This window comes from Agrobacterium sp. 22094 (assembly GCF_052046015.1).
GTDB lineage: Bacteria > Pseudomonadota > Alphaproteobacteria > Rhizobiales > Rhizobiaceae > Agrobacterium > Agrobacterium cavarae.
In genome coordinates this window covers 571,786-595,886 of the sequence record NZ_JBQEPX010000001.1, presented here as the reverse complement: position 1 = coordinate 595,886, position 24,101 = coordinate 571,786, and the positions used below count along the sequence as shown (strand labels likewise).

General features: G+C 56.0%; 26 protein-coding genes. 17 read left to right on the top strand and 9 right to left on the bottom strand.

Features of this window, described 5'->3' with window-relative positions; translation table 11 throughout:
• Nucleotide 1: 1 nt before the first annotated feature.
• On the bottom strand, nucleotides 2-961 hold the full coding sequence (locus ACTJK5_RS02875) for a UDP-glucuronic acid decarboxylase family protein (RefSeq protein WP_112521333.1): 960 nt from the start codon (nucleotides 959-961) through the stop codon (nucleotides 2-4).
• A 173-nt stretch (nucleotides 962-1,134) separates the two neighbouring features.
• Between ACTJK5_RS02875 and ACTJK5_RS02870 the strand changes: the two genes are divergently transcribed.
• Entirely contained in the window at nucleotides 1,135-2,055 is a 921-nt protein-coding gene (locus ACTJK5_RS02870) for a glycosyltransferase family 2 protein (protein ID WP_133178004.1), read from the top strand.
• A 78-nt stretch (nucleotides 2,056-2,133) separates the two neighbouring features.
• Nucleotides 2,134-3,198 (top strand): glycosyltransferase family 61 protein, encoded by a 1,065-nt coding sequence (locus ACTJK5_RS02865; RefSeq protein ID WP_440611795.1) that lies wholly within the window; start codon nucleotides 2,134-2,136, stop codon nucleotides 3,196-3,198.
• A gap of 28 nt (nucleotides 3,199-3,226) precedes the next feature.
• Here ACTJK5_RS02865 and ACTJK5_RS02860 read toward each other — a convergent pair whose 3' ends face one another.
• The gene (locus tag ACTJK5_RS02860; RefSeq protein WP_440611794.1) at nucleotides 3,227-4,459 is read right to left on the bottom strand and encodes a hypothetical protein; all 1,233 of its coding nucleotides are present in this window, start codon (nucleotides 4,457-4,459) and stop codon (nucleotides 3,227-3,229) included.
• 296 nt (nucleotides 4,460-4,755) lie between these two features.
• On the opposite strand from ACTJK5_RS02860, the gene ACTJK5_RS02855 reads away from it, so the two are divergent.
• The gene (locus ACTJK5_RS02855) at nucleotides 4,756-5,493 is read left to right on the top strand and encodes a glycosyltransferase family A protein (protein WP_113261762.1); all 738 of its coding nucleotides are present in this window, start codon (nucleotides 4,756-4,758) and stop codon (nucleotides 5,491-5,493) included.
• Nucleotides 5,494-5,504: 11 nt separating this feature from the next.
• On the opposite strand, the gene ACTJK5_RS02850 is transcribed toward ACTJK5_RS02855, so the two are convergent.
• Entirely contained in the window at nucleotides 5,505-5,972 is a 468-nt protein-coding gene (locus ACTJK5_RS02850; RefSeq protein WP_062598662.1) for an Lrp/AsnC family transcriptional regulator, read from the bottom strand.
• 238 nt (nucleotides 5,973-6,210) lie between these two features.
• Here ACTJK5_RS02850 and trxB point away from each other — a divergent pair, with 238 nt between their 5' ends.
• The 4 genes from trxB to ACTJK5_RS02830 all read left to right on the top strand — a co-directional run bounded on the left by trxB (nucleotide 6,211) and on the right by ACTJK5_RS02830 (nucleotide 10,127).
• Nucleotides 6,211-7,185, top strand: a complete 975-nt coding sequence (trxB, locus tag ACTJK5_RS02845) for a thioredoxin-disulfide reductase (RefSeq protein WP_113178051.1) — start codon at nucleotides 6,211-6,213, stop codon at nucleotides 7,183-7,185.
• Between the two features lie 24 nt (nucleotides 7,186-7,209).
• Nucleotides 7,210-8,106, top strand: coding sequence for a LysR family transcriptional regulator VtlR (locus tag ACTJK5_RS02840; RefSeq protein ID WP_062426425.1), 897 nt, complete (start codon nucleotides 7,210-7,212; stop codon nucleotides 8,104-8,106).
• A 568-nt stretch (nucleotides 8,107-8,674) separates the two neighbouring features.
• Nucleotides 8,675-8,965: an ArsR/SmtB family transcription factor gene (locus ACTJK5_RS02835; protein ID WP_062426423.1), complete on the top strand. Its 291-nt coding sequence runs from the start codon at nucleotides 8,675-8,677 to the stop codon at nucleotides 8,963-8,965.
• Nucleotides 8,966-9,014: 49 nt separating this feature from the next.
• Complete coding sequence (locus ACTJK5_RS02830) at nucleotides 9,015-10,127, top strand: alkene reductase (protein ID WP_440611793.1); 1,113 nt, start codon at nucleotides 9,015-9,017, stop codon at nucleotides 10,125-10,127.
• 23 nt (nucleotides 10,128-10,150) lie between these two features.
• Here the strand turns inward: ACTJK5_RS02830 and ACTJK5_RS02825 are convergent, their stop codons facing one another.
• Entirely contained in the window at nucleotides 10,151-11,176 is a 1,026-nt protein-coding gene (locus ACTJK5_RS02825; RefSeq protein WP_440611792.1) for an NAD-dependent epimerase/dehydratase family protein, read from the bottom strand.
• Between the two features lie 103 nt (nucleotides 11,177-11,279).
• Between ACTJK5_RS02825 and ACTJK5_RS02820 the strand changes: the two genes are divergently transcribed.
• The gene (locus ACTJK5_RS02820) at nucleotides 11,280-12,224 is read left to right on the top strand and encodes a LysR family transcriptional regulator (RefSeq protein ID WP_062598664.1); all 945 of its coding nucleotides are present in this window, start codon (nucleotides 11,280-11,282) and stop codon (nucleotides 12,222-12,224) included.
• Between the two features lie 122 nt (nucleotides 12,225-12,346).
• Here the strand turns inward: ACTJK5_RS02820 and ACTJK5_RS02815 are convergent, their stop codons facing one another.
• The gene (locus ACTJK5_RS02815; RefSeq protein WP_113178055.1) at nucleotides 12,347-12,619 is read right to left on the bottom strand and encodes a DUF2188 domain-containing protein; all 273 of its coding nucleotides are present in this window, start codon (nucleotides 12,617-12,619) and stop codon (nucleotides 12,347-12,349) included.
• Between the two features lie 273 nt (nucleotides 12,620-12,892).
• Here ACTJK5_RS02815 and ACTJK5_RS02810 point away from each other — a divergent pair, with 273 nt between their 5' ends.
• Nucleotides 12,893-14,005 (top strand): calcium:proton antiporter, encoded by a 1,113-nt coding sequence (locus ACTJK5_RS02810; protein WP_427928665.1) that lies wholly within the window; start codon nucleotides 12,893-12,895, stop codon nucleotides 14,003-14,005.
• Between the two features lie 33 nt (nucleotides 14,006-14,038).
• Nucleotides 14,039-14,542, top strand: coding sequence for an N-acetyltransferase family protein (locus tag ACTJK5_RS02805; RefSeq protein ID WP_440611791.1), 504 nt, complete (start codon nucleotides 14,039-14,041; stop codon nucleotides 14,540-14,542).
• A 48-nt stretch (nucleotides 14,543-14,590) separates the two neighbouring features.
• Here the strand turns inward: ACTJK5_RS02805 and ACTJK5_RS02800 are convergent, their stop codons facing one another.
• Entirely contained in the window at nucleotides 14,591-15,793 is a 1,203-nt protein-coding gene (locus tag ACTJK5_RS02800; RefSeq protein WP_062426417.1) for a pyridoxal phosphate-dependent aminotransferase, read from the bottom strand.
• A 447-nt stretch (nucleotides 15,794-16,240) separates the two neighbouring features.
• Here ACTJK5_RS02800 and ACTJK5_RS02795 point away from each other — a divergent pair, with 447 nt between their 5' ends.
• From ACTJK5_RS02795 to ACTJK5_RS02785, 3 genes are all read left to right on the top strand, one after another.
• On the top strand, nucleotides 16,241-16,504 hold the full coding sequence (locus ACTJK5_RS02795; RefSeq protein WP_162686516.1) for a hypothetical protein: 264 nt from the start codon (nucleotides 16,241-16,243) through the stop codon (nucleotides 16,502-16,504).
• A 240-nt stretch (nucleotides 16,505-16,744) separates the two neighbouring features.
• Entirely contained in the window at nucleotides 16,745-17,647 is a 903-nt protein-coding gene (locus tag ACTJK5_RS02790; RefSeq protein ID WP_113227126.1) for a DMT family transporter, read from the top strand.
• A gap of 429 nt (nucleotides 17,648-18,076) precedes the next feature.
• Nucleotides 18,077-18,292: a cold-shock protein gene (locus tag ACTJK5_RS02785; protein WP_003494703.1), complete on the top strand. Its 216-nt coding sequence runs from the start codon at nucleotides 18,077-18,079 to the stop codon at nucleotides 18,290-18,292.
• Nucleotides 18,293-18,382: 90 nt separating this feature from the next.
• Here the strand turns inward: ACTJK5_RS02785 and ACTJK5_RS02780 are convergent, their stop codons facing one another.
• Nucleotides 18,383-19,081, bottom strand: coding sequence for an MBL fold metallo-hydrolase (locus ACTJK5_RS02780; protein ID WP_440611790.1), 699 nt, complete (start codon nucleotides 19,079-19,081; stop codon nucleotides 18,383-18,385).
• A gap of 234 nt (nucleotides 19,082-19,315) precedes the next feature.
• Between ACTJK5_RS02780 and ACTJK5_RS02775 the strand changes: the two genes are divergently transcribed.
• The 4 genes from ACTJK5_RS02775 to ACTJK5_RS02760 all read left to right on the top strand — a co-directional run bounded on the left by ACTJK5_RS02775 (nucleotide 19,316) and on the right by ACTJK5_RS02760 (nucleotide 22,786).
• Complete coding sequence (locus ACTJK5_RS02775; protein ID WP_062426413.1) at nucleotides 19,316-19,918, top strand: DUF1236 domain-containing protein; 603 nt, start codon at nucleotides 19,316-19,318, stop codon at nucleotides 19,916-19,918.
• A gap of 227 nt (nucleotides 19,919-20,145) precedes the next feature.
• On the top strand, nucleotides 20,146-20,643 hold the full coding sequence (locus ACTJK5_RS02770) for a MarR family winged helix-turn-helix transcriptional regulator (RefSeq protein WP_440611789.1): 498 nt from the start codon (nucleotides 20,146-20,148) through the stop codon (nucleotides 20,641-20,643).
• A 2-nt stretch (nucleotides 20,644-20,645) separates the two neighbouring features.
• Nucleotides 20,646-21,356: a response regulator gene (locus ACTJK5_RS02765; protein WP_062426411.1), complete on the top strand. Its 711-nt coding sequence runs from the start codon at nucleotides 20,646-20,648 to the stop codon at nucleotides 21,354-21,356.
• A gap of 50 nt (nucleotides 21,357-21,406) precedes the next feature.
• The gene (locus tag ACTJK5_RS02760) at nucleotides 21,407-22,786 is read left to right on the top strand and encodes an ATP-binding protein (protein ID WP_333631788.1); all 1,380 of its coding nucleotides are present in this window, start codon (nucleotides 21,407-21,409) and stop codon (nucleotides 22,784-22,786) included.
• A gap of 33 nt (nucleotides 22,787-22,819) precedes the next feature.
• Here ACTJK5_RS02760 and ACTJK5_RS02755 read toward each other — a convergent pair whose 3' ends face one another.
• The gene (locus ACTJK5_RS02755; RefSeq protein ID WP_112956711.1) at nucleotides 22,820-23,161 is read right to left on the bottom strand and encodes a tRNA-binding protein; all 342 of its coding nucleotides are present in this window, start codon (nucleotides 23,159-23,161) and stop codon (nucleotides 22,820-22,822) included.
• A 117-nt stretch (nucleotides 23,162-23,278) separates the two neighbouring features.
• The gene (gene proC, locus ACTJK5_RS02750) at nucleotides 23,279-24,094 is read right to left on the bottom strand and encodes a pyrroline-5-carboxylate reductase (protein WP_440612554.1); all 816 of its coding nucleotides are present in this window, start codon (nucleotides 24,092-24,094) and stop codon (nucleotides 23,279-23,281) included.
• Nucleotides 24,095-24,101: the final 7 nt, after the last annotated feature.

Below are 24,101 nucleotides of genomic sequence, written 5' to 3'. Positions count from 1 at the left end.
TTTAGCGTACGACGTCGCCCTGTGTTAGAAGCGAATCAAAATATTCAATAGTTTTTGTTAGGCCTTCTCTAAGTTGGGTTGATGGAGCCCAGTTCAGCAATTGGCTCGCTAATGCTAATTCGGGTTTGCGTTGCATGGGATCGTCCTGAGGCAGCGGTCTGAACACCATCTTTGATTTGGAACCCGTTAGTTCAACTACTAACTCGGCCAACTCACGAATAGTAAATTCATTAGAGTTACCAATATTTATCGGACCCACATTGGAATCCGGTGTGTCCATCATGCGGATCATTGCATCAACCAGATCGTCACAATAGCAAAAAGACCTCGTCTGATTTCCGTCCCCGTATAATGTGATGTCGTCGCCTCTAAGCGCCTGCACTATAAAATTCGATACTACGCGACCGTCGTCTGGATGCATGCGCGGACCATAAGTGTTAAATATTCTAACAACTTTGATTTTCAGTTGATGTTGTCGCCAGTAGTCAAAAAATAGTGTTTCCGCACATCTTTTTCCTTCGTCGTAGCATGAACGAATACCGATAGGATTAACATTACCCCAATAGGACTCGCTTTGAGGATGTATGGCGGGATCGCCATAAACCTCCGATGTAGAAGCCTGCAAAATCTTAGCTTTTACTCGCTTCGCCAATCCGAGCATATTAATAGCGCCGAGAACGGAAGTCTTAGTCGTCTGAACAGGGTCATGTTGATAGTGAACAGGTGAGGCTGGGCAAGCCAGATTGTATATTTCATCAACTTCCACATAAAGCGGCAAACAGACGTCGTGTCGCATCAACTCGAAACGCTTGTGCCCTATGAGATGTTCGACATTGCGGCGCGTGCCCGTGTAGAAATTGTCTACACACAAAACTTCATCGCCGCGCTCCAACAATCTTTCGACTAGATGGGATCCTAGGAAGCCCGACCCGCCTGTCACCAACACTTTTCTGTTCATCATCCGTTTTCCCCACCTTCACAAGGACGTGCTCGTGTAAGGGAGTTTAGTGGGGATGTCAAAATCCCACTGCACTCGAATGAAACCGTTCGTCGGCATCTGTTGATGTGGCTTGTTATGCGGGAAGGCAAGGCGTAAATAAGCAGAGTTGAAGTGCGCGCTTAAAAGGTTTGCTGATGGCAGAACATATTTCACCAGCTCCGATGGTTCTTATCATTTTTAACAGGCCCGATCTGACGTCCCAGGTCATGAACGCTATCGCAAATGCTAAACCCGAAAAATTGTTCGTAATTGCTGACGGTCCTCGGAAAGATAAAATTGGGGAAAGCGAAAAATGTGCGGCTGCTCGGAAGTTAACGGAGGACATTCGCTGGCCATGCGAGGTTTTCCGAAACTACTCTGAGGAGAACCTCGGATGTAGGAATCGTATCGCCTCTGGTCTCGACTGGGTCTTTCAGCGCGTTGATAGAGCTATAATCCTAGAGGACGACTGCCTACCGGATCAAAGCTTTTTTGATTACTGCACCACGTTGCTTGAGCATTATGAGACTGACACTCGCATAGGATGCATATCAGGAACAAACATCGACAATACAGCGCAGAGCACTCTGGCATCGTACTACTTTAGTAAGTACCCGCTAGTTTGGGGATGGGCGACGTGGCGGCGGGTGTGGGAGAATTACGATGTCGACATCCCACACTGGGGCGAAATCAGGAATAGCCGCTGGCTGGAAGGAATAGCTGAAGACAATGAGCGTGAGCATTGGAGAAAAGCGTTCGACCGCGTCTTCGAAGAGAGCTTTGATACCTGGGACTACCAACTCGTTTTCACGCTCTGGCAACAGCGACAATTGACGATACAACCATCTACAAATTTAATAAGCAATGTTGGCTTTAGACCTGATGCGACCCACACGAAGGAAGAGCACAAGCTCGCAAATATGAGCCGGAGAGCTATTGAGTTCCCGTTGGTCCATCCCAAAGATTTTAACGAAGACGTTGGAGCAGACTCGCATTACCGCGCACAAAATTGTAAACCTAGAAAACGAAAAAATCGCCTAAGGCGCATTCTTCATCGCCTAAGGAATGTACGCTAAATCCTTCCACATACTCTCCCAAGTTTAGACGGATACACTAAATGGCTCCCATGAGGGAGCACTACGCGGATTATTCAGGTGGTTAATAGAAGCGATATGTTTTTTGAGTCTGCGTGTCGTTACTCCATAAATGTTCAGCAACTAACTTTCGCTACTACCTCGCTTCGGACGCTACCCCGGAACTTTCAAGAAAAAGATCGACATCTGTTTCAGCAGTTTCTTCAGTACGACGGAGAAGCCAGCCACCTGCTTGAGCTTGAAAATGTAACCGCCTATTCTGATGGATGGCTCTACAAGGACTATACTTTGCTCAAGGAGAGTTTTACCCACGTCCGATACCCAAGTCCTTATCGTCGCCTGAAAGCCTTAGCAAAGCGCGCGATCCACAGGCCAAACGCCATGAAAATAGAGGGCGGCGTTTGGATAACGGATAACTGGAGCCGCAACTACTATCATTGGCTCACAGACGCTATTCCGAAGCTGTACCTTGCAACTCGAGGTCGGCCCGATTTAGAGATTTTACTGCCTGCGATGTATGACACCATCAGTTATGCGAAAGAGTCACTTCAGCCAATGGGACTTGGAGCGGTACGTATTATTGGCCAAGGTCAAGGCGCGCTCATAAGGAAGCTACTGCTCCCGACGCGTGTGGCTGACACAGGTAACTATAATGAAGACGTGATCAGGGAGGTCGGGGATTTATACAGACGTTACTATGGGATATCGCAACCGAAAGGGCGGAGAATTTATGTCAGTCGCAGCAAAGCGCCCGTACGAAACGTATTGAATGAAACGGAAATAAAACCGATACTCTCTCGCTTCGGTTTCGAGATCGTTCATTGCGAGAATCTCTCTTTTTCGGAGCAGGTCAAACTCTTCAGCGATTCCGCGATTGTAGCGGGTCCTCATGGAGCTGGATTCGTCAACACGATGTTCATGCCCGAAGGCTCGAAAGTCCTTGAAATTCATCCTGCCGATACGAAGATAAACAATTGCTACTTCACGATGGCGTCGGCCTTCCACCACTCTTACTTTTACATGTTGGCGAACACCGCTTCGAGCACGCTCCCTTCCCATCTGGACAACATGATTGTCGATCCAGCCAAACTGCAGGAGCAACTCGAAGCAGTGTGCCGTGACTAGCTTGGTGTCGAATGCACAAGAACTAAGTTCATTTTTGAAGATTGTGGTGATTTGATATCGGAAGCGTTTTTAAACGTTCACGATAGTAGTGCCAGGCAAGAGAAACGCCGTTTGCCCACTGAGATGGCTCCTGGGCGGCGGCCACTATAGCATCTGCAAACTCCCGATCAGTTACCGCTGAAAGGGCATTGCCGTGGCCCAAAAAGCTCTTCATCGCCATTCCGTCGGAGTGAATCAAAAATTTCTTGGCAAGCACGGCGTCCTGGATGACGCCGGAACCCTGTAGACCGTAGACGGAAACATCATATGGAAGAAGCACGGCATCAACAGATTCAAACATTTTCTTGAATTCGTCGGGAGACAATCGGTCGCTCACTGCTTCCACGCGAACGGTACCCGTAACATCGGCAAGTCCGCCATAAACCCCGCTAGGCGAAAAATCTTTTGCCGAGCCTTGGACAACAAAATCGATGGGATTTGAATCTTCTCCCGCGCAGCGCTCAGCAGTGATGCGAACGATCGAAGGAATACGGTGACTTCCCTTTTCCGAGCGAGGCGCTCCGAGAACACCCACACGAAACGTGCCTCCGTCACGGCGAGCGTGATGATCATCGTCCGCAAAACCAACACTACAAGGCATAAAAAAACCACCTGTGACAGGGAGCCTGTAGCTGCTGCTGAAAAATTCCGCCATTTCTTCCGTCTCGGTGAACAGCTTCATGTTTGGAGGAAGATCAGCAACGAAGGAATTCAGGCGGCTTTCGAAAAAGCGAGGATTGTTTTCCCCCATGGTCGCGGACAGGAATCGCAACGCGACGGTCGGCGCTGCTCCACCCATCCGCCCGCTGAAATCTACTGCGGATTCAAGCGAGTCGAGATCAGCCGTGGGAATGATGATCATGTCTTTCCGCGACATCTTTAAGCGCGAACAGATGTCGAGTAGTTCTTGCCCATAAGCCGATGTAGCGAGTTGTTTGTGACCCGCGAACAACATTTTCAAATTTATGCGAAGTCGTTGCCTTAGAGAGCCGTGCAAACGTTTAGCGCGCAATCTGGATAGCTTGAAATTCTTGTCGGGTATCAACCCAACTGCCTCGCCAAGAAAACCGTCATACCCCTCACCCGCGACAATATGAATCTCGGCCTGTGGGAAAACGGATTTTAGGGCACCGATCTGCGTATGGTGATGCCCCCGATTGGAGATCAAACTGCGCTCGACAATGAGAAGTTTGAAGACATTTTGATTGGAGCCTTGGGTCACTTGGATGCCTTCTTAGTCGATACCTGCGCACCGAAATGCAAATGGCTTCAGAACCTGCGCGGCACTTCTTCTGGCGGAAGAAACAACGACGTGCAACCCGTTTCACTCTTAATCCCACCAATCCTCCCGTTTAACGAGGAGGCTCCGATCACGCCGACCTTTATAGGTGTTGGACAGAGAGTTTCGTTGAAATTGGGCATACTGACACGCTGATCGAACGACTTCATTGAAAGCGCAGGCCGAAATGGGTAGACGTCAGCGAACATAAGCTTTGTACGCGATGAAGAGATAACCCCATGCCGCCTATCGATATCTGCCTTGTCGCCGGCCGCAGGCCAGAGCTCCTTGAGAGAACGCTGAAGAGCTTTAAGGCCTCGATGTTCGATCGTTTTGAAATCGCCAATTTCTACGCCAATATCGATCCGATTTTTGGTGACGCCGATGATGAAGCCGCGACAGTCGCGGTCATTCGCTCCTTCTTCCCGAACGCTCACATCCACACGCCAGAGCAACCAGGCTTCTGCAAGGCGGTGAAATACCTCTGGCAGCAGGCGCAATCCGAAATCCTGTTTCATCTCGAAGATGATTGGCTGCTTGATGAGCAACTCGATCCAGCTGAAGTCTTTCGCATCTTTTCCGATAAGGACGTGGCGCAATTATCCTTGAACCATTACCACAAGCACTGGAATTTCAGATACGGGCATTTCCATCGCCGCTGGGACAGAAAGACCATCCTCGGCATCCGTTTCAAGGTCGGCAAGCCATTCCCGCTATTCGCAACCTCGCCATCCTTCTTGAGAACCGATTTTGCCAGAACCGCGGCATCACTCATGGATGATCGCTACGATCCCGAAAAGCAGTTCTATGACGGTATCAATCCGGCCATGGAGGACTTCGTGCGTCCTTACAAGAACTACATGCTCGGGGCGAAAAAGCGCTTTATCATCACGGATATCGGGCGCGAGTGGCGCGATGAGCGGAAGTTGACCAAGACCTATGTTGATGGCGTTTCCAACTGGGAAAAGGAAGGCTGACCGCCTCCCTCTCAAACCTCAACCAATCCCAGCCGCTTCACCTGCCGGATGGTCAACATCGTCCGCACCGTCTCCACATGCTCGTCGGCGGTCAGCACCTCGATGACGAAATCCTGAAACTGCGTGAGGTTTTCGGCGACGCAATGAAGCAGGAAGTCGCTGTCGCCGGAGACCATCCAGGCCTGGCGCACCAGCGGCCAGCGGTCGGTGGCGGCGGCGAAGGCTTTGAGGTTGGCTTCGGACTGGCGCTTCAGGCCCACCATGCAGAAGGCCACGAGATCGAAGCCGAGCTTGGGGGCATTCAGCATCGCGTGGTAGCCTTCGATGATGCCGGCCTCTTCCAGCTTGCGCACGCGGCGCAGGCAGGGCGGCGCGGAGATGCCGACGCGGTCGGCGAGCTCGACATTCGTCATGCGGCCGTCGCGCTGCAGTTCACGCAAGATTTTGAGATCGATGGCATCGAGTTCGACGCTGGCCACGCATGCATTCCTTCGTCAGCGGTTACGTGCTTCCTTCTACTCCACGCGACGGGATTCGCAATAATCCGTCGTGCTCGCGACACAAAATTACGTGTTCTATCGCAACTGCCCTGTTGGTAATGCAAGGCTGCCCTTGAATATCGGCACTGGACACCCTTAAATGCTGCGCAAGAAGGGTATCTATCCTGGCGCCACCTTCGAATCCGGCTGCCTGCACCCTGTTGAAAGGAACCGTCCCATGTCCGCCCGCCACACAAAGGTTTTGATCATCGGCTCCGGCCCCGCCGGTTATACCGCCGCCATCTATGCTGCTCGCGCCATGCTGGAGCCTGTGCTGATTGCCGGCATGGAACAGGGCGGCCAGTTGATGATCACCACGGATGTGGAAAACTATCCAGGTTATGCCGACCCGATCCAGGGGCCGTTCCTGATGGATCAGATGCTGAAGCAGGCACAGCATGTCGGTGCGGAGATCGTCAACGATCTGGTCACTGAGGTCGAGACGACTGTCCGCCCCTTCACCGTCAAGACCGACTCCGGCGCGGTCTGGACAGCCGACACGCTGATCATTTCCACCGGCGCCAAGGCGAAGTGGCTGGGCATCGAAAGCGAACAGCACTTTCAGGGCTTTGGCGTTTCCGCCTGCGCCACCTGCGATGGCTTCTTCTATCGCAACAGGGACGTGATCGTGGTCGGCGGCGGTAACTCCGCCGTGGAAGAAGCACTTTATCTCGCCAATATCGCCAAGTCGGTCACCGTCGTGCATCGTCGCGACAGCTTCCGCTCGGAAAAGATTTTGCAGGAGCGCCTCTTCGCCAAGGAGAACGTGAAAATCCTGTGGAACACCGAAGTCGCCGAAATCACCGGCACGCCGGCCAAGCCACCCATGCCGCCATCGGTAACGGGCGCACGCCTGCGCAACACCAAGAGCGGCGAAATCACTGAAATGCCGATCCACGGGGTCTTCGTGGCGATCGGTCACGCACCGGCGGTCGAACTGTTCAAGGACAAGCTGAAGCTGAAGCCAAACGGCTACATGTGGACAGCACCGGATTCGACAGCAACCGATGTCGAAGGCATTTTCGCCGCAGGCGACGTCACCGACGATACCTATCGCCAAGCCATCACTGCGGCCGGAATGGGCTGCATGGCGGCTCTTGAAGCCGAACGTTATCTCGCGGCACAGGCGCCGCTGGCTGTTGCAGCCGAATAAAGAAGGGCACCAAACCGCATGCCTATGCCATTGGACTGGGACAAACTGCGCATATTTCATGCGGCTGCCGAAGCTGGATCCTTCACCCACGCAGCGGACAAGCTGCATCTGTCCCAGTCCGCCATCAGCCGCCAGGTCAGCGCGCTGGAGCAGGATGTCGGCGTCAAGCTCTTTCATCGCCACGCGCGCGGCCTGATCCTCACCGAACAGGGCGAGTTGCTCTATCGAACTGCGCATGACGTTTTGCTGAAGCTCGAAACCGTCAAGATGCAACTGACGGAGACGACCGAAAAGCCAAGCGGCAAACTGCGCGTCACCACCACCGTTGGCCTCGGCCAGGGCTGGCTGACGGACAAGGTGCAGGAGTTTCTCCAGCTTTATCCGGAAATGGCGATCCAGCTCATCCTCGACAATGAGGAGCTGGACGTGAACATGCGCCATGCGGATTGCGCCATTCGCCTACGCCAGCCACAGCAGTCGGATCTCATTCAGCGTAAGCTCTTCACCGTGCACATGCACGTCTATGCTGCACCCTCCTATATCAACCGATATGGAGAGCCGCAGTCGATCGAGGATCTCGACAACCACAAGATCATCTCGTTTGGCGAACCTGCACCCAACTACCTGCTGGACGTGAACTGGCTGGAAAATGCCGGGCGCTCATCCGACAACACGCGGCTTGCCCACCTGCAGATCAACAGCCAGACCTCGATCAAGCGCGCCTGTCTGCTGGGAATCGGCATTGCCTGCCTTCCCGATTATATTGTGGGACGCGATCCAGGCCTTATTCAGCTGTCGCTTCCGGCCGATATCCCATCCTTCGATACCTATTTCTGCTACCCGGATGAGATGAAGAACGCCGCCAAGCTGAAAGCCTTCCGCGACTTCATCGTGGCAAAGGCCCGCAACTGGAACTTCTGACGCGTCACTCAGTGCCTGAAAGATGAACCAATACAAGGCGATGAGCGGTACCATAGTGCCGAATTTCATCTCGGCGCAGTGGCAGCCTTGCGAAGAAAATATGACAAAACAGGCAAGCAATGCACAGCACGCATGCCTGTCTTGCACAAAAAAGAGTTGAAGCCTGCCCATAAAAGCATCATATCGCACATAGCTGATGCACACGGCGGCTTTTCCTCCCAGTTCCGCCGCATCAGCTGTTCCCCTCTGGAGGTTTTTTGACCTTCACAATTACAAGGGCCCTGGAGCAATCCGGCGGCCCTCTTTTTTTACCCGCAATAATTTTCTGGATTTGAATGCATTATTAAGGGAAATTGCCCTTGTTTCCAGCGTATTCCGCCTCCATATCTTGATCAGCACCCGACGCTTTCCAGTTGTCCGGTGCTGTTCCCCTCTGGAGGTTTTTACCTTCAAAACTGTCGGCCGCGGAGAAATCCAGCGGCCTTTTTTTTGAGATAAATTCCCACCATTCCTTGATATCGAAAATTCTCGATATAAATATCATGATGTTTAGATATGCAGGAATGAGATGAACCCCGAAGACGCATTGAAAGCCATCGCCCATCCGGTGCGGCTGAAGTTTCTCAACTGGCTGAAAAAGCCTGAGAACCACTTCAACCAGGCGCACCCTTTCAGCATGGGCGTATGTGCACATCAATTCGAAATCAGTGGTCTGTCGCAGTCCACTGTCTCGTCCCATCTCGCAGCCTTGCAGGCGGCCGGTCTCGTCCGCTCGCGCAAGGTTGGCCAGTGGAATTTCTATGAACGTGACGAAGAAAACATCGCCAAGTTTCTGGCCTATCTGAACGAAACCCTTTGACGTATTGGCGCAATCGCTGCGCTCCCTATCAACAGGAAGAGAAAGCACCATGACCAAACTGTTCGAACCCGCGCAGGCTGGCGATATCGCCCTGGCAAACCGCATCGTTATGGCGCCGCTTACCCGCAATCGGTCCCCGGGTGCGATCCCGAACAACCTCAACGCCACCTATTACGAGCAGCGGGCAACCGCAGGCCTGATCATCACCGAAGGCACACCCGTCTCGCAGCAGGGCCAGGGCTATGCCGATGTTCCCGGCCTCTACAAGCAGGAAGCAATTGAAGGCTGGCAGAAGGTCACCGATGGCGTTCACAAAGTGGGCGGCAAGATCGTCGCGCAGATCTGGCATGTCGGGCGTATCTCGCACACCTCGCTGCAGCCGCATGGCGGCCAGCCCGTCGCACCGTCTGCCATCAAGGCAAAGTCCAAGACCTACATCATCAACGATGACGGTACCGGGTCCTTCGCCGAAACCTCCGAGCCGCGCGAACTTGGCACCGCTGAAATTCCCGTCATCCTGGAAGATTTTCGCAAGGGCGCACGTGCTGCCATAGAGGCAGGTTTCGACGGCGTCGAGATCCATGCCGCCAATGGCTACCTGATCGACCAGTTCCTGAAGTCCGGCACCAACCAGCGCACCGATAACTATGGCGGCTCGATTGAGAACCGTGCACGCTTCCTGCTGGAAGTGGTGGACATCGTTGCCAAGGAGATTGGTGCGGGCCGCACCGGCATTCGTCTGTCTCCCGTCACGCCTGCCAACGACATTGTCGAGACCGACCCGCAGCCACTCTTCGACTACGTCGTAAAAGAGCTTGGCTCCCGAGGCCTTGCTTTCATCCACGTGATCGAAGGCGCAACCGGTGGCCCGCGTGATTTCAAGCAGGGCGACAAGCCTTTCGATTACGCTGCCCTGAAAGCCGCTTATGTTGAAGCCGGCGGCAAGGGACTGTGGATCGCCAATAATGGCTATGACCGCGCATCCGCCATCGAAGCCGTAGACAGCGGCAAGGCCGATGCCATTGCCTTTGGCAAGGCCTTCATCGCCAATCCGGATCTCGTTCAGCGCCTGAAGGATAATGCGCCGCTGAACGAACCGAACCAGCAGACCTTCTACGGCGGCGGCGCAGAAGGCTACACCGACTATCCGGCGCTTGCCTGATCATAGATTGAACGCCGCGCACCTCAAACGGGTGCGCGGCTTTCGTTGCGGGCCAGGTCCATCCCTGAGCCGGCAGGATATGGCCCAAGGCAATCCAAATCCTGAAGCGTCGCAAAGACGGCCGCATCGATTGGCGTGCACGGCTCGTCGCCAAGAAACGCCACAAGCTTCTCGTTGCTCATCCGCACTTCCTTTTGCCAGAGATAACGCATCTCCAGGACTTCCTTGAACAGCGGGACGAAGGGTGCGCAGATGCGAAACAACCACCATGGAACGCGCTTCATCTTAACGTGGTGCCCGACGACGCGCTCGATAGCGGCGGGCAAGTGGCGCCCGTTCGCGTCCCAGAAGCCTTCCAAGTGAAAGACAGCGAAGGGTGGTAGCTCATCGGCACGCTCAAGCAGACGCATCATCGTTTCCGCCACATCCGGAAGATAGGCCCATTGGTGGCCGATCCCGGGTCTTCCCGGATTGGAGATGGCGCGCACAGGCTTTCCGGGCTGAATGAGACCCTGGCTGAACCAGTTGTTGCGCGCCTTCGGTCCAAAGAAATCTCCGGCGCGAACAATCAGCACCGGCACGCCGCACGTTGATGCCGCGCGCAGCCGCTCTTCCATCTCCACACGGATCTTTCCCTTGCGCGTCGTCGGCGTCTGCGGGCTGTCCTCCTTCAGCAAGGGAAACGCATCGGGGCCGAAATTATAGACGGTGCCGGGCAGCAATATGCGCGCACCGACTGTCTCCGCCGCATTGATGGCACTATCGAGCATGGGGAGAACAAGCGTCTCCCAGTTTCTATAACCGGGTGGGTTGACCGCATGAACGATGAGCGAGACACCTCGCGCGGCCCGCACTACATCTTCCGCTATCATCACGTCACCGACGCACCATTCGATCATCGGGTGGTGAGAGCTTAGCACCTTATCCCTGACGAGCGCCCGTACCTTCCAGCCGCGTCCAAGCAGAGCTTCGGTAATGTGCCCGCCAATGCCACCGCGGGCGCCAAGAACCAATGCTGTTTGCTGCTCGCGCTCTTTTTCCTCGGCCATGATGAACTCCAATCTTTCTAAGCAATTGTTTCTGGACTGGAGCATGGATGAAAAGATTGCTATACAGAATTAGCTAAACACGTTTACCGGCCATACAAAAATTATGATCGTCGATCGCGAAATCAGTTGGGATTACTACCGTACCTTCCTCAGCGTGCTGCGAGACGGCTCGCTGTCAGCGGCGGCAAGAGAACTTGGCATCACACAACCAACCGTCGGTCGCCATATTGGTGCTCTTGAAGAAGCGATCGGCTATCAGCTCTTCATCCGCTCGCCCCACGGCCTTGTTCCCACCGATGCCGCTATTGCCTTGAAGCCCTATGCGGAAAATCTGTCTGCCACCGCAGCGGCGCTTGTGCGTGCCGCCTCCGGCGAGGTCGGCAAGATCGAAGGTGCCGTGCGCATCAGCGCCTCGGATGTGATTGGGGTGGAGGTCCTGCCACCCATCATCGCCGCGATGCAGGACACCTATCCAAAGCTCGAAATCGAGCTTTCGCTCTCCGACACCATCGAGGATCTGCTGCGGCGGGAGGCGGACATCGCCATTCGCATGACCGAGCCGGTCCAGGATGCAATCGTCATGCGCTATGTCGGCAATTTTCGCGTCGGCTTCCACGCGACAAGCAGTTACCTGCAGAAAATGGGAACGCCGATGAAGAAAGAGGATCTGGAGGAGCACCGGCTGGTCGGCTTCGATCGCAAGACGCCCTTTATCAGAGCCATTCTTCAGAACATGAAGAAAGAAAATCCGGCGATCCCCGACGCCGATCAAATTCCTTTCGCCACGCGCGCCGATAGCAATCTGGCCCAACTTGCGCTGGTGCGCGCGGGTGCGGGTATTGGCATGTGCCAGATCGGACTGGCCAAACGCGATGAGAGGCTAAAGCACATCCTGCCGGAGTTCGAAGTGGCACTTCACACCTGGGTTGCCATGCACGAAAATCTTCGGACCTCGCCACGCTGCCGTGCGGTCTTCACTGCGTTGGTGGATGGGCTGAAAGCACATCTGAAAGCAACTGATCCCGAAGCGCCATCATCCAAGCGCTAAGGCATGGTCCGCACAAAAGTGGTCACCCGTTTTGCGATAACGACATGCGACAAAGCAAGGGCTTGAAGCGTATGGAGCGAATCTGAAAGATCGCGACACGCTTTAAGTCCCCCCGAGAGAAGTCAACCGGGGGTGCCAGCCTGTCGTTGGACATAGGTATCGACGACTTCAGCTTCCGGCCTGTCGCCGCCCTGACTGAACTCTTCGTGCCAGCGTCCGCGTTCGTCCTGGTAGCTGATTTCCTCGTCCTCACCGCCAACCTGCTGTTCGGCAGCGGCGATCTTCGCAGCCTGGACGGCGTCGGAGTGCGTGGGGAAGGCTTCGGAATAGGCACCGTTCATTCGGTACGCCCAGCCGCCATCGTGCTCGACGATTTCATAACACACCTTGGTCATGCGCATATCCTCCTGTTATGCTTGGAGAAGATTGACAACCAATACCGCAAACAGGCATTTCAGGACTGAGATCGCGGTTTCGTTATCATGTCCTCGCGCTCACTATCCTACCAAATGGCCAAGAGTGCAAACCCGCCTCTCGACCTGTCACTGAAAAGATCATCGGCCCAAAACATTTTCGCCTGCTCACAGTTGGGCGTGAAAATGTGCAGGACCGAAAAGTTGCAGCAACAGAGCCGGTATTCCCGAACGGCTCTGAGATCTGGAGGAAAGATGTCCGTCGCCACCACTTTGAAGCAGGAGCGCATGCTGTTGCTGGCCGTTCCAGTCGCGATTGTCGCCTATCTGGCAGAACATAGCGTGCTGGAAGCAAGCAAGGCACTCTCCTTCGTCGTTGCGGCGGCGCTGATTGCCGTGATCGTCGCGGTGTCCATGCGGGTTGCCCATCACGCGGAAATCCTCGCGGCAAAGGTCGGAGACCCCTACGGCACGATGATCCTTACCCTGTCCGCTGTCGCGGTCGAGGTGCTGATCCTCGCCATCATCATGAGCGAGTCGAGTTCCCCTACCCTGGTGCGCGATACGATCTACTCGGCGGTGATGATCGACATCAATGGCATTCTTGGTCTGGCCGCACTGCTGGGCGGGCTTCGTCATGGGGAGCAACCCTACAATGACGACTCCGGTCGCACTTATGGCGTGATGATCCTGACGGCCATGGGCATTTCGATGATCGTGCCGGAATTCGTACCGGAAGCGAAGTGGCACCTCTATTCCGCCTTCACCATTGTCGCGATGATCGCGCTCTACGGCCTCTTCCTCAAAATGCAGGTCGGCCCGCACAGCTATTTCTTCAGCTACAGCTACCCGCGTGCAGATCGTAAAAAGGCCGCCCCGGAAGGCAATGCGCATGGCGACAGTGAAGAGGACAATTCGGCCGCCTATTCGATCGGCGTCATTCTCGTCGGCGTGGTGCTGATCGGCGTTCTGGCGGAATTCATGGCCACCTTCCTCACCCATGGGCTGGAAGGAAGCGGCGCGCCGGAGGGCCTGATGGCTGTTGTCGTTGCCACCATTTCGGCGGCACCGGAAATCCTCACCGCCATGCGTGCCGCCTTGCGCAACCGCATGCAGCCCGTCGTCAATATTGCCATGGGCGCCTCGCTTTCGACGGTCATCCTCACCGTTCCGGTCATGGAAGCGATCGCGCTCTATTCCGGCCAACCCTTCATCATGGCGATGACACCGGTCCAGACGGTCATGGTCTTCATCACCCTCATTGTCGCTGCCATCAACCTCAATGACGGTGAAACCAATGCCATCGAAGGCATGACGCATCTGATCCTCTTTGCCACCTTCATCATGCTGCTGTTTCTTGGGCTGTGAGGACGTAGGTTGTTTGACGTCAGAAGGGCCCAATTGAGCGATGCGCAGGCCATCGCGCGTCTCCATGTCGACGTCTGGAGGGAGACGATGCGGGAGCTGGCCTCCCCTTCCGTCATCGCAGCGCTCAATGAGGAGCACCGGCTTCGCTATTGGACGAGGAAACTGTCCGAGGCAGAGCCGCACCAACTGGTTCAGATGGCGGAGGTAAAAGGCGAGGTCGTCGGCATCGGCGCGATCGGCCAGCCGTCGGACCCGGTCTTCGGGTCCCGCGCAGAGATCAAGAACCTCTACATCCTTTCCAGCTTCCAACGGCAGGGGATCGGTAAGCGTCTTCTCAAGGACCTGGCACTTCACGCCAAAACGATCGGCTACGGCGCCGTTGCCCTCAGTGTCGTCAAGGGAAATGAGCCCGCCTGCAGATTTTACGAAGCGCTTCGCGCACGCAAGATCGGAGAGTTTCGCGACCCCGGGCCGATCTGGCGCTCGGACAATATCGTCTATGCCTGGGACGACATCGACCAGCTCATCGAGCAATAAAAAACCCGGCATCGCTGCCGGGTTTCTTTTCAGAGTTCACTTCAAGGCTTAGCGGCAATTGGCGCAGAAACGCTGAATGCGGTTGCAGGCCTCTTCCAGAAGCTTCTCCGACGTCGCGTAGGAAATGCGGAAGTTCGGACCGAGACCGAAGGCGGAGCCGTGAACGACCGCGACACCTTCCGTTTCAAGAAGCTCGGTGACGAAATCTTCGTCGGTCTCGATCACCTTGCCGGACGGTGCCGTCTTGCCGATCAGGCCGGCACAGGATGGGTAGACGTAGAACGCGCCTTCTGGAACCGGGCAATTGATGCCCTTGGCCTGGTTCAGCATGGAGACGACGAGGTCACGACGGCCTTCGAAGATCTTCTTGTTGGCCGGAATGAAGTCCTGGCTACCGTTCAGAGCCTCGACGGCTGCCCACTGGGCAATCGACGTGGCACCCGAGGTCTGCTGACCCTGGATCATGTCCATCGCCTTGATCAGTTGCAGCGGACCAGCTGCATAGCCGATACGCCATCCGGTCATGGCATAGGCCTTGGAAACGCCGTTCATCGTCAGCGTGCGGTCATAGAGCGAAGGCTCCACTTCCACCGGCGTCACGAACTTGAAGTCGCCATAGGTCAGGTGCTCATACATGTCGTCGGTCAGGATCCAGACATGTGGATGCTTGACGAGAACGTCGGTCAACGCCTTCAGCTCATCGTGGCTGTAGGCCGCGCCCGACGGGTTGGATGGCGAGTTGAAGATGAACCACTTGGTCTTCGGCGTGATCGCCTTTTCAAGTGCTTCCGGCTTCAGTTTGAAGTTGTCTTCCAGCGTGGTGTTGACGAAAACCGGCGTACCGCCGCAGATCGCCACCATTTCCGGATAACTCACCCAGTAAGGTGCTGGAATAACGACTTCGTCGCCCGGGTTAAGGGTTGCCATGAAGGCGTTGAAAAGAATCTGCTTTCCACCGGTGCCGACAATCGTCTGCTCGGGCTTGTAGTCCAGACCGTTCTCGCGCTTGAACTTCTCGGCAATCGCCTTGCGCAGTTCCGGAATACCGGAGACAGGCGTGTATTTCGTCTTGCCCGCTTTGATAGCGGCAATGGCTGCTTCCTTGATATTGTCGGGCGTATCGAAATCCGGCTCGCCGGCGCCAAGGCCAATCACATCGCGACCCTGTGCCTGAAGTTCGCGAGCTTTCTGCGAAACGGCGATGGTGGCGGATGGCTTTACGCGGGAGAGAATGTCGGCAAGGAAGGCCATTTTTATCGGTCCTATTGAAGTTGACATCGACAGAAGTTGCAGGCGGAACGCCGCCCTCTGCGGCAAGTGGTATGTCGAAAGACCGAAAGTCTTTCAAGGTCAAAACCCATCAAAAGATAAGATGAGTCGTATTTACTTTGTTGCAGAATGGGCGATTGGCCCCGCCCACATGAAACCGCGTCCATGCCTGAAAGATATCGTGTCGACGCGAGCCCGGTCATGACGCCACAAACGGGCAGACGCCAAAAAAATCGGCAGATTTACCAGCCTTAACCTCCCGTTAACTGGTGTCTTTTTTTCGCCACAATAAATACGCCGGACTGACGAAATTCGGTCTCCAAGGGGTCCACTTCCAAGCCTCTTTTTGACACGCGGGCAGAAGAGACAAGGACCACGGCGATGCTTACGAATGACCGGAATTTGGCAGATCGGCTGAAGATACAAAAGATGCTGTTCTCTCTTTGGATGGCGCTTGCGGCCATCATGGTCATCCTCACCATGGCAGCGGGTCTTGCGACCTCTTCCGACGCTTCGGAAGCGGTCGATCCCATGACGACATCGGCCATTGCCAGCGCACCAATTTCAAAGGCATCGGATCGCATCTTCGTCACCGGCCTCGTGGTGCTCGGCTTTGGCACCATGGCGGTCGGCGGCGTGCTCTTGACGCTCAGCAGCATTCGCGAAAGCCGTCTGCGCCGCGACCGTGACTGACCGCGCCTGCCCGTGCCTTGCCGAACCCCGCCCTTGCTGATAGAGCACCGATGAAATGGCTGTCCGAGGCACCTGCTACGATACGTAGCGATATCTCCGCCATCTTCAGGGTCAAGATCTGCTGCTCCATGCAACACCGCCGGTTTTACCGAGCACCTCTGCTTGTCGGGCCTGAGGGGTAACGGATCGCCTTTTCGACAAGACGATGAAGCAACGGACAGTTGCTTCTGATGGTGAAGAATGACGCGCATTCAGGCAAACCTCGTACTGCTTCTTGCTGCCGCGATCTGGGGCGGCGGTTTCGTCGCCCAGTCCACGGCCATGGAATCCATCGGTCCGTTCTGGTTCGTCGGCTTGCGCTTCGCCGTAGCGGCCCTTGCGGTCCTGCCTTTCGCGCTCATGGAAACGCGCCGTATGGGCTCAAAACCCAGCAAGGCGGAATACCGCGCCTTCGGCTTGGTGGGATTGGCACTGTTCATGGGTGCAACCACCCAGCAGGTGGGATTGCTGACCACCTCCGTCACCAATTCCAGTTTTCTGACGGCGCTCTACGTCATCTTCGTGCCGGTCATCGCCGTTCTGATCTATCGGCGTTATCCGCACTGGGTCGTCTGGCCGGGCGCCACGATGATGCTGATCGGCATCTTCCTCCTCTCGGGCGGCGCCTTCAGCGGTCTGACGACAGGGGATTTCCTCAGCATCACCTGCGCCTTCTTCTGGGCTGTGCAGATCACACTTGCCGGGCGTGCGGTCATGGCCAGCAATCGACCGCTTGCCCTTTCCTGCGCCCAGTTTTCCGTCTGCGCCATTCTCAGCATGATCATCGGCGCTGGCTTCGAGCCGATCAATACACAGGCGATCGCCGCTTCGATCCGCGAGATCCTCTATGTGGGGCTCGTCTCGTCCGGTCTTGCCTTCGTTCTCCAGGTCATCGGCCAGCGCTATACCACCGCGCCACAAGCGGCGATCTTCCTGTCCTCCGAGGCTCTGTTCGGTGCCCTCTTTGCATCCCTGTTTCTGGGAGAGATCATCCCGACGGCGGGTTACATTGGCTGCGCCATCATCTTTGCCGCCATTTTGCTGGTGGAATTGGTGCCGGAACTTACGAAAAGACGCCAACGAAAACTTGGCGAAATGGCCTGAACTCAGCCATGTGTTGATGAAGTCTTCATCACTGTGAGCGAAAATTGCCGGAAATTCCAATGCTAACGATGGTTTTGTTTTCTTAACCACGCCCTGACGGGAAAAAATTCCGCGCCACGCGTTATACGCGTCAAAACGCCCCCGATTGACCGTGGTTGGCGCCTAAAAACTTTTGCTTGCCAATTTTAAATAAACACATCACTCTGTCGCCGTTCGGGCAATTTGCGAGCGTGGGAAGACCTAGAAATAGATGCATCGGAGACAATACTTCGAGCGGTGGGAACAACAAAACGTTGATCAGAACGTCAAGACTTCCACGGCGATGGTTCAATCTCTCAAACATCAAGAACTGCCTGCCGTACGCCCTAGCGGGCAAAACTGTAATGCTGCCTGGAGCTGAACACGGGCAGAGCGAAAAGGACCTGATGCATGGCCGAGACTGGCACCGTTAAATTCTTCAATACCGACAAGGGCTTCGGCTTCATCAAGCCAGACAATGGTGGCGCTGATATCTTTGTTCACATCTCTGCTGTACAGGCTTCCGGCCTGTCCGGTCTTTCAGAAAACCAGAAAGTGAGCTTCGACACGGAACCGGATCGTCGCGGCAAGGGCCCCAAGGCCGTCAATCTTCAGATTGCTGGCTGAGCCACAACGACTTTCTCTTCTAGTTGAAGCCCGGCAGGAATGCCGGGTTTTTTTATGGATCTGATCGAGAAGCGGTGCCCTCGCCTCTCTTCAGTTTGCGCTTTTCCCAGTCGCGTGTGGAGCCGCAGGCGCAGCCCCGATCGGCCCGAGATTTTGCAGGTAAGGGTTCGAGCGCCGCTCTTCACCGAAACGCCCGCCCGGACCATGGCCGCAGATGAACCCCACATTGTCGCCAAGAGGCAGCACCTTGTCGCGGATGGAGGCGAGCAACTGCTCGTGGTTTCCGCCGGGCAGGTCCGTACGACCGACGGAACCATTAAACAGCACGTCGCCGACATGGGCGAAGCTCTGCGCGCGATTATAGTAGATGACGTGGCCGGGCGCATGGCCTGGGCAATGATAGACTTCGAAACTGTGGTCGCCGAAAGACACCACATCCCCATCCTTCAGCCAGCGATCGGGAAGCACGTTCTGTAGACCAGTGATCCCATATTTCTGTGCCTGGGTTTCAATCCGCTCGAGCAGCGGACGATCGTCCTCATGCGGGCCGGTGATCGTCAGCGACAGACGTTCCTTTAATTCCTTTGCGCCACCCGCGTGATCCAGATGACCGTGGGTCAGCCAGATTTCCTTCAGCGTGATGCCGTTTTCGGCAACGGTCTGAACGATGACATCCACATCTCCGCCCGGATCGACGACGACGCCCTCCTTCGTGTCTTCATCGAAAAGAATGGTGCAGTTCTGCTCGAATGGCGTGACCGGAATGATCCCTGCCTGCAATTTTCCCATGATGACCTCCTGCTTTCAAAAAACCGCCCTCCCTATAGACTCCCATGCGCAACAGCACAATGAAATGTGAAAAAAAGCAAAGCTTGGAAAGCATTGTCGACAATGTTAAAGGAGTAAGTAAATCAGCGCCTTACAACAGACTGCATAGTGCTTTTTCAAACATAGTGTTCACGATTCCGGGAACGGAAAAGCAAAAGCTGCGTTCTTGCCCCAGTCTTCAAAGGAGAGAGACAGATGGACAAGAAGCTGAAACTGATGATTGCTGGCGGCGCTTTCGCTTTGATCGCCGGTTATGCCAATGCAGCCATGGTTGCGACCACGGCATCTGACATTTCCGTGCGATCCGGCCCGGGCGAAGATTACCCGGAAGTGGGCCTTGCCACGCGCGGCAGCAATGCGGTTCTTGACGGATGCCTCGAAGGCAGCGCCTGGTGCCGTATTGAAGTCAACGGCGTTCGCGGCTGGGCCAATGCCGATTACCTGAATGTCATGTATGAAGGCTCGCCGGTCATTCTGCACGAGCGTCGCGCCGACATCGAAGTTCCGGTCGTGACCTACGAGAAGACGGCCAGCGTGCAGCAGGAAGAGCCGAACCCAGGCGATCCGAACCTCGGTCGCGTCGGTGAGGTAAACCCGCCGGAGCAGGTCATCACCTATATCGATCAGCATCCGGGCAACGTCGTGCGCGTCGAGGGCGATGTCGCCATCGGCACGACCGTTCCTGCCAGCGCGGAACTCGTCGCCATTCCTGACTACGAGTACAGCTACGTCCGCGTCAACGATCGCCGCGTTCTGGTTGAACCAAGCACGCGCCGCGTGGTGTATGTGTACGAGTAAAGTCGCGTAGAGTACCACCGTATATGAGTAGCGAAGAGCGCGGCCCGTCCGCGCTCTTTTGCTTGCATGCAATTGCCTATGCCTTGGCCGAGCTTCGGCATTGATGTTCAACCTGCGGCATATTATCGAACGCAACAGAAAATGATCGAGAGACGCCCGGGTCGGACACCATTTGGGCCAATCTCGTGATAATGATGGTCCACATTCGGTAATGTGAAGGAAGAACAGTGCCTGCCCAATCGTTGAAAAAGGCTGCCGTCAAACAGGCTCCGGCCCTGCCCCATGTCGATGATGCAAAGATCGACTTCGACACGATTGAGGCCTTCTTCTTCGCCTACCGGGACTTTGTCTCCGATCCTGACGCCATTCTGGAGAAGCTCGGCTATGGGCGCGCCCACCACCGTGTGGTCTATTTCGTCTGCCGCAACCCCGGCATGACGGTCGCCGATCTTCTCGATACGCTGCAGATCACCAAGCAGAGCCTCGCACGGGTCCTCAAGCAGTTGATCGACGACGGCTATATCCGCCAGATGGCGGGACCCGAAGACCGTCGCCAGCGCAGGCTCTACCCAACATTGACCGGCCGTGAACTGGCGCTTGCCTTGAGCGATCCGCAATCGCGCCGCATCGCGCGGGCTTTGGAGGGCATGTCGACGGAAGCAAGGACCTGCGTTCTTGAATTTCTCGCCAGAATGCGCGACGACGAACCGACGGGAGCAGAATGACGATGGCCACAGCCACACCAAAACAGCCGGCGGATGACGACGCCCCCCATCTTCTCATCGTCGATGACGACGCCCGTATCCGCGATCTTCTCCAGCGTTTCTTGAGCGATAAGGGCTACCGCATAACCGCTGCGGCAGACGCCGCCGAAGCGCGCCGCAAGATGCAGGGCATCCAGTTCGATCTCCTCATCCTCGACGTGATGATGCCGGGTGAAAATGGCCTGTCGCTGACGAAATCCCTCAACGAAAACAAGACCGTGCCGGTCATTCTTCTGACTGCTCGCTCCGAGGCGGATTCGCGGATTGCCGGCCTTGAGGCGGGCGCCGACGACTATCTCGCCAAGCCTTTCGATCCGCGCGAACTCGTGCTGCGCATCAACAATATCCTGCGACGCAACACCTCGCCGGACACGCCAAAAATCGACCAGATCATCTTCGGGCCGTTCAACTTCTCCCTCCACAAGAAGGAGCTTCGACGCGGTGCAGAGATGATCCGACTGACGGACCGCGAACTGGATATCATGATGCTCTTTGCGCTGCGCGCCGGCGATACCATTCCCAGACACGAACTGGTGGATGCGGACGCGGATGTCGGGGAGCGCACCATCGACGTGCAGATCAATCGCCTTCGGCGCAAGATCGAGGACGATCCGGCCAACCCGGTCTATTTGCAGACGGTGCGCGGCATCGGCTACCGTCTGAGCGTGGATTGAACCACACCCTTCTGGCGCGTCCGGAAAAGAGCCGGATGGACAGGTGATCTATGGCAAGCCTCGATTTCATGAGTTTCGCCCGAAACAGCGCCCCGGCACGAGGGTGGCGCTTCTTCGTGCGGTGGCTGCGGCACTGGCTGCCCACCGGGCTCTATACCCGCTCGCTGCTGATCATCATTCTGCCCATGGTTCTGTTGCAGGCGGTCGTCGCGGCTGTCTTCATGGAAAGACACTGGCAATTGGTGACGGAGCGTCTCTCTGCTGCCGTTACGCGCGACATTGCCGCCATCATCGAACTGATCGAGACGGATCCTGAAAAGGACGACTATCAGCGCGTCATCAATATTGCTCGCGAGAAGCTGGATCTCAGCGTCTATATCGAGCCGAAGACGGAACTGCCGCCTGCTCGGCCTCAACCCTTCTTTTCCATCCTCGATTCCATCCTGGCCGATCAGATCAAAGCCCAGATCGGCAGGCCCTTCTGGATCGATACCTATGGCAATGGATCGCTCGTCGAAATCCGCATCCAGTTGAACGATAAGACGTTGCGCATCTTCACGCGCCGCAACCAGACCTATGCATCCAACACCCATATCTTCCTTGTGTGGATGGTCGGCGCATCGCTCGTTCTGCTGGGCATTTCCATCCTCTTCCTGCGCGGCCAGATCCGACCGATCCTGGCGCTGGCCAAAGCCGCCGAAAGCTTCGGCCGCGGCCAGAAAATAACCGCCTATTCGCCCAAGGGTGCCGATGAGGTCAGACGCGCGGGCCTCGCCTTCATTCTGATGCGAGAACGCATTGAGCGGCAGATGGAGCAGCGCACCGCAATGCTGAACGGTGTGAGCCACGATCTGCGCACCATCCTCACCCGCTTCAAGCTTCAACTCGCACTTGCGAGCGACAATCCGGATCTGGAAGGCCTCGACAAGGATGTCGATGACATGCAGTCGATGCTGGAAGCCTATCTCGCCTTCGCCCGCGATGATGCGGAAGAGGATGTCGGCACACTGGAAGTGGAGCCATTGCTGCAGAAACTGCAGAGCGATTTCCACATGGTCGGCAAGACGATGACGTTTCAACTCAACGGCGTCTCACATCTTTCCGTTCGCCCCAACGCCTTTTCGCGGCTGATCGGTAATCTGTCCGCCAATGCCCAACGTTACGCGCAGACGCTGTCCATTGAGCTGCGGCGCGCACCCCGATCGGTCAGCCTGGTTTTCGATGATGACGGTCCGGGCATTCCGCCGGAATCCCGAGAGGATGTTTTCAAGCCCTTCTTCCGGCTGGATGAAGCGCGAAACCTCAATGCATCCGGCACCGGGCTTGGTCTTTCGATCGTGAGAGATATCGCCAGAAGCCATGGCGGCGACGTGACGCTGGATGATAGCCCGCTGGGTGGGCTACGGGTGATCGTGAAAATTCCAGCCTGACCGTGTCAGAATGATCTTAGCGGCGATGCGGGCTCAGCACATCTTCTCACCGTTCGGCACATCGCGCTCGACGGCAGCGAGCACGATATCGCCATTGGCATCAGCAAAACCGAGGGTGAGAACTTCCGAACGAAACGGCCCGATCTGTCGTGGTGGGAAGTTGACGACGGCAAGCACCTGTCGACCGATGAGATTGTCCAGCGTGTAGTGAACGGTGATCTGGGCGGACGACTTCTTGATCCCGATCTCGGGACCGAAATCGATCTTCAGCTTGAAGGCCGGTTTGCGCGCTTCGGGAAAGGCTTCGGCTTCGACAATGGTGCCGACACGAATATCGACCTTTTCGAAATCCGCATAGGTGATCTCAGCGCTCATACGTGTCCCTCTTTTAAAGCGTGTCGCGATCTTTCAGATTCGCTCCTTACGCTTTAAGTCCTTGTTTTGTCGCATGTCGTTATCGCAAAACCGGTGACCACTTTTGCGCGACATGCTTTAGTTCGCCAGTTCTTCTGCCCGCGTCTTGGCTGCGGCAATCGCCCTGTCGAACAAGGGCTGCATGCCGTCTTCGGCCATCAGCACCGAAAGCGCGGCTGCCGTCGTGCCGCCGGGAGACGTCACATTCTGGCGCAGCCTGGATGCATCGTCGGAGGACTGGTAAAGAAGCTCACCAGCCCCCGCGACGGTTTCTCGCGCGAGACGCATGGCAAGGTCCGCCTGCAGGCCGGCTTTGCGACCTGCCTCTGCCATGCATTCCACGAGATAGAAAACATAAGCGGGGCCACTGCCGGAAACGGCAGTGACGGCGTCGATATCCCCTTCAGTCGCAACCCATTCCACCGGGCCGCTGACTTTCAGAAGCTCTTCCACCAGCTGACGCTGGTCGGCAGAAACGCGCTCATTGGCATAAGCACCGGTCACGCCGCGCCCCACCATGGCGGGTGTGTTGGGCATGGCACGCACGGTCGCCGCCTCACCGAGATGGCTCTCGATGGACGACAGTGTCTTGCCTGCGGCGATCGAAACGATGACCGTCTCTTCACCGACCAGACCTTTCAGGCCCGGCAGCACCGCATCCATCAATTGCGGCTTGACGGCAAGAAACAGAATGCTGGCCGTTACGCCATCCGGTGCGCTCTCGCAGTGGCGAGCGCCAGCCTTGCTGAGTGTCGAGGACATGGCATCGGAAGGGCGAGGATCGATGACGATCACCGAAGAGCCGGAAACGCCCTTCTTCAGCCAGCCAGAAAGCATGGCGCCGCCCATATTGCCGGCGCCGACGAGAACGATAGGGTTGGAACCGAAGGACAGCACGCGT

Excerpts from the sequence above, each read along its gene's own strand:
- ACTJK5_RS02785 (WP_003494703.1), top strand. The coding sequence starts at position 18,077 with ATGGCCGAGACTGGCACCGTTAAATTCTTCAATACCGACAAGGGCTTC.
- ACTJK5_RS02875 (WP_112521333.1), bottom strand. The coding sequence starts at position 961 with ATGATGAACAGAAAAGTGTTGGTGACAGGCGGGTCGGGCTTCCTAGGA.
- ACTJK5_RS02755 (WP_112956711.1), bottom strand. The coding sequence starts at position 23,161 with ATGAGCGCTGAGATCACCTATGCGGATTTCGAAAAGGTCGATATTCGT.
- ACTJK5_RS02815 (WP_113178055.1), bottom strand. The coding sequence starts at position 12,619 with ATGACCAAGGTGTGTTATGAAATCGTCGAGCACGATGGCGGCTGGGCG.
- ACTJK5_RS02800 (WP_062426417.1), bottom strand. The coding sequence starts at position 15,793 with ATGGCCTTCCTTGCCGACATTCTCTCCCGCGTAAAGCCATCCGCCACC.
- ACTJK5_RS02825 (WP_440611792.1), bottom strand. The coding sequence starts at position 11,176 with ATGGCCGAGGAAAAAGAGCGCGAGCAGCAAACAGCATTGGTTCTTGGC.
- ACTJK5_RS02820 (WP_062598664.1), top strand. The coding sequence starts at position 11,280 with ATGATCGTCGATCGCGAAATCAGTTGGGATTACTACCGTACCTTCCTC.
- ACTJK5_RS02795 (WP_162686516.1), top strand. The coding sequence starts at position 16,241 with ATGCTGTTCTCTCTTTGGATGGCGCTTGCGGCCATCATGGTCATCCTC.
- ACTJK5_RS02855 (WP_113261762.1), top strand. The coding sequence starts at position 4,756 with ATGCCGCCTATCGATATCTGCCTTGTCGCCGGCCGCAGGCCAGAGCTC.
- ACTJK5_RS02765 (WP_062426411.1), top strand. The coding sequence starts at position 20,646 with ATGGCCACAGCCACACCAAAACAGCCGGCGGATGACGACGCCCCCCAT.
- trxB (WP_113178051.1), top strand. The coding sequence starts at position 6,211 with ATGTCCGCCCGCCACACAAAGGTTTTGATCATCGGCTCCGGCCCCGCC.
- ACTJK5_RS02810 (WP_427928665.1), top strand. The coding sequence starts at position 12,893 with ATGTCCGTCGCCACCACTTTGAAGCAGGAGCGCATGCTGTTGCTGGCC.
- ACTJK5_RS02780 (WP_440611790.1), bottom strand. The coding sequence starts at position 19,081 with ATGGGAAAATTGCAGGCAGGGATCATTCCGGTCACGCCATTCGAGCAG.
- ACTJK5_RS02870 (WP_133178004.1), top strand. The coding sequence starts at position 1,135 with ATGGCAGAACATATTTCACCAGCTCCGATGGTTCTTATCATTTTTAAC.
- ACTJK5_RS02840 (WP_062426425.1), top strand. The coding sequence starts at position 7,210 with ATGCCATTGGACTGGGACAAACTGCGCATATTTCATGCGGCTGCCGAA.
- ACTJK5_RS02790 (WP_113227126.1), top strand. The coding sequence starts at position 16,745 with ATGACGCGCATTCAGGCAAACCTCGTACTGCTTCTTGCTGCCGCGATC.
- ACTJK5_RS02760 (WP_333631788.1), top strand. The coding sequence starts at position 21,407 with ATGGCAAGCCTCGATTTCATGAGTTTCGCCCGAAACAGCGCCCCGGCA.
- ACTJK5_RS02775 (WP_062426413.1), top strand. The coding sequence starts at position 19,316 with ATGGACAAGAAGCTGAAACTGATGATTGCTGGCGGCGCTTTCGCTTTG.
- ACTJK5_RS02830 (WP_440611793.1), top strand. The coding sequence starts at position 9,015 with ATGACCAAACTGTTCGAACCCGCGCAGGCTGGCGATATCGCCCTGGCA.
- ACTJK5_RS02835 (WP_062426423.1), top strand. The coding sequence starts at position 8,675 with ATGAACCCCGAAGACGCATTGAAAGCCATCGCCCATCCGGTGCGGCTG.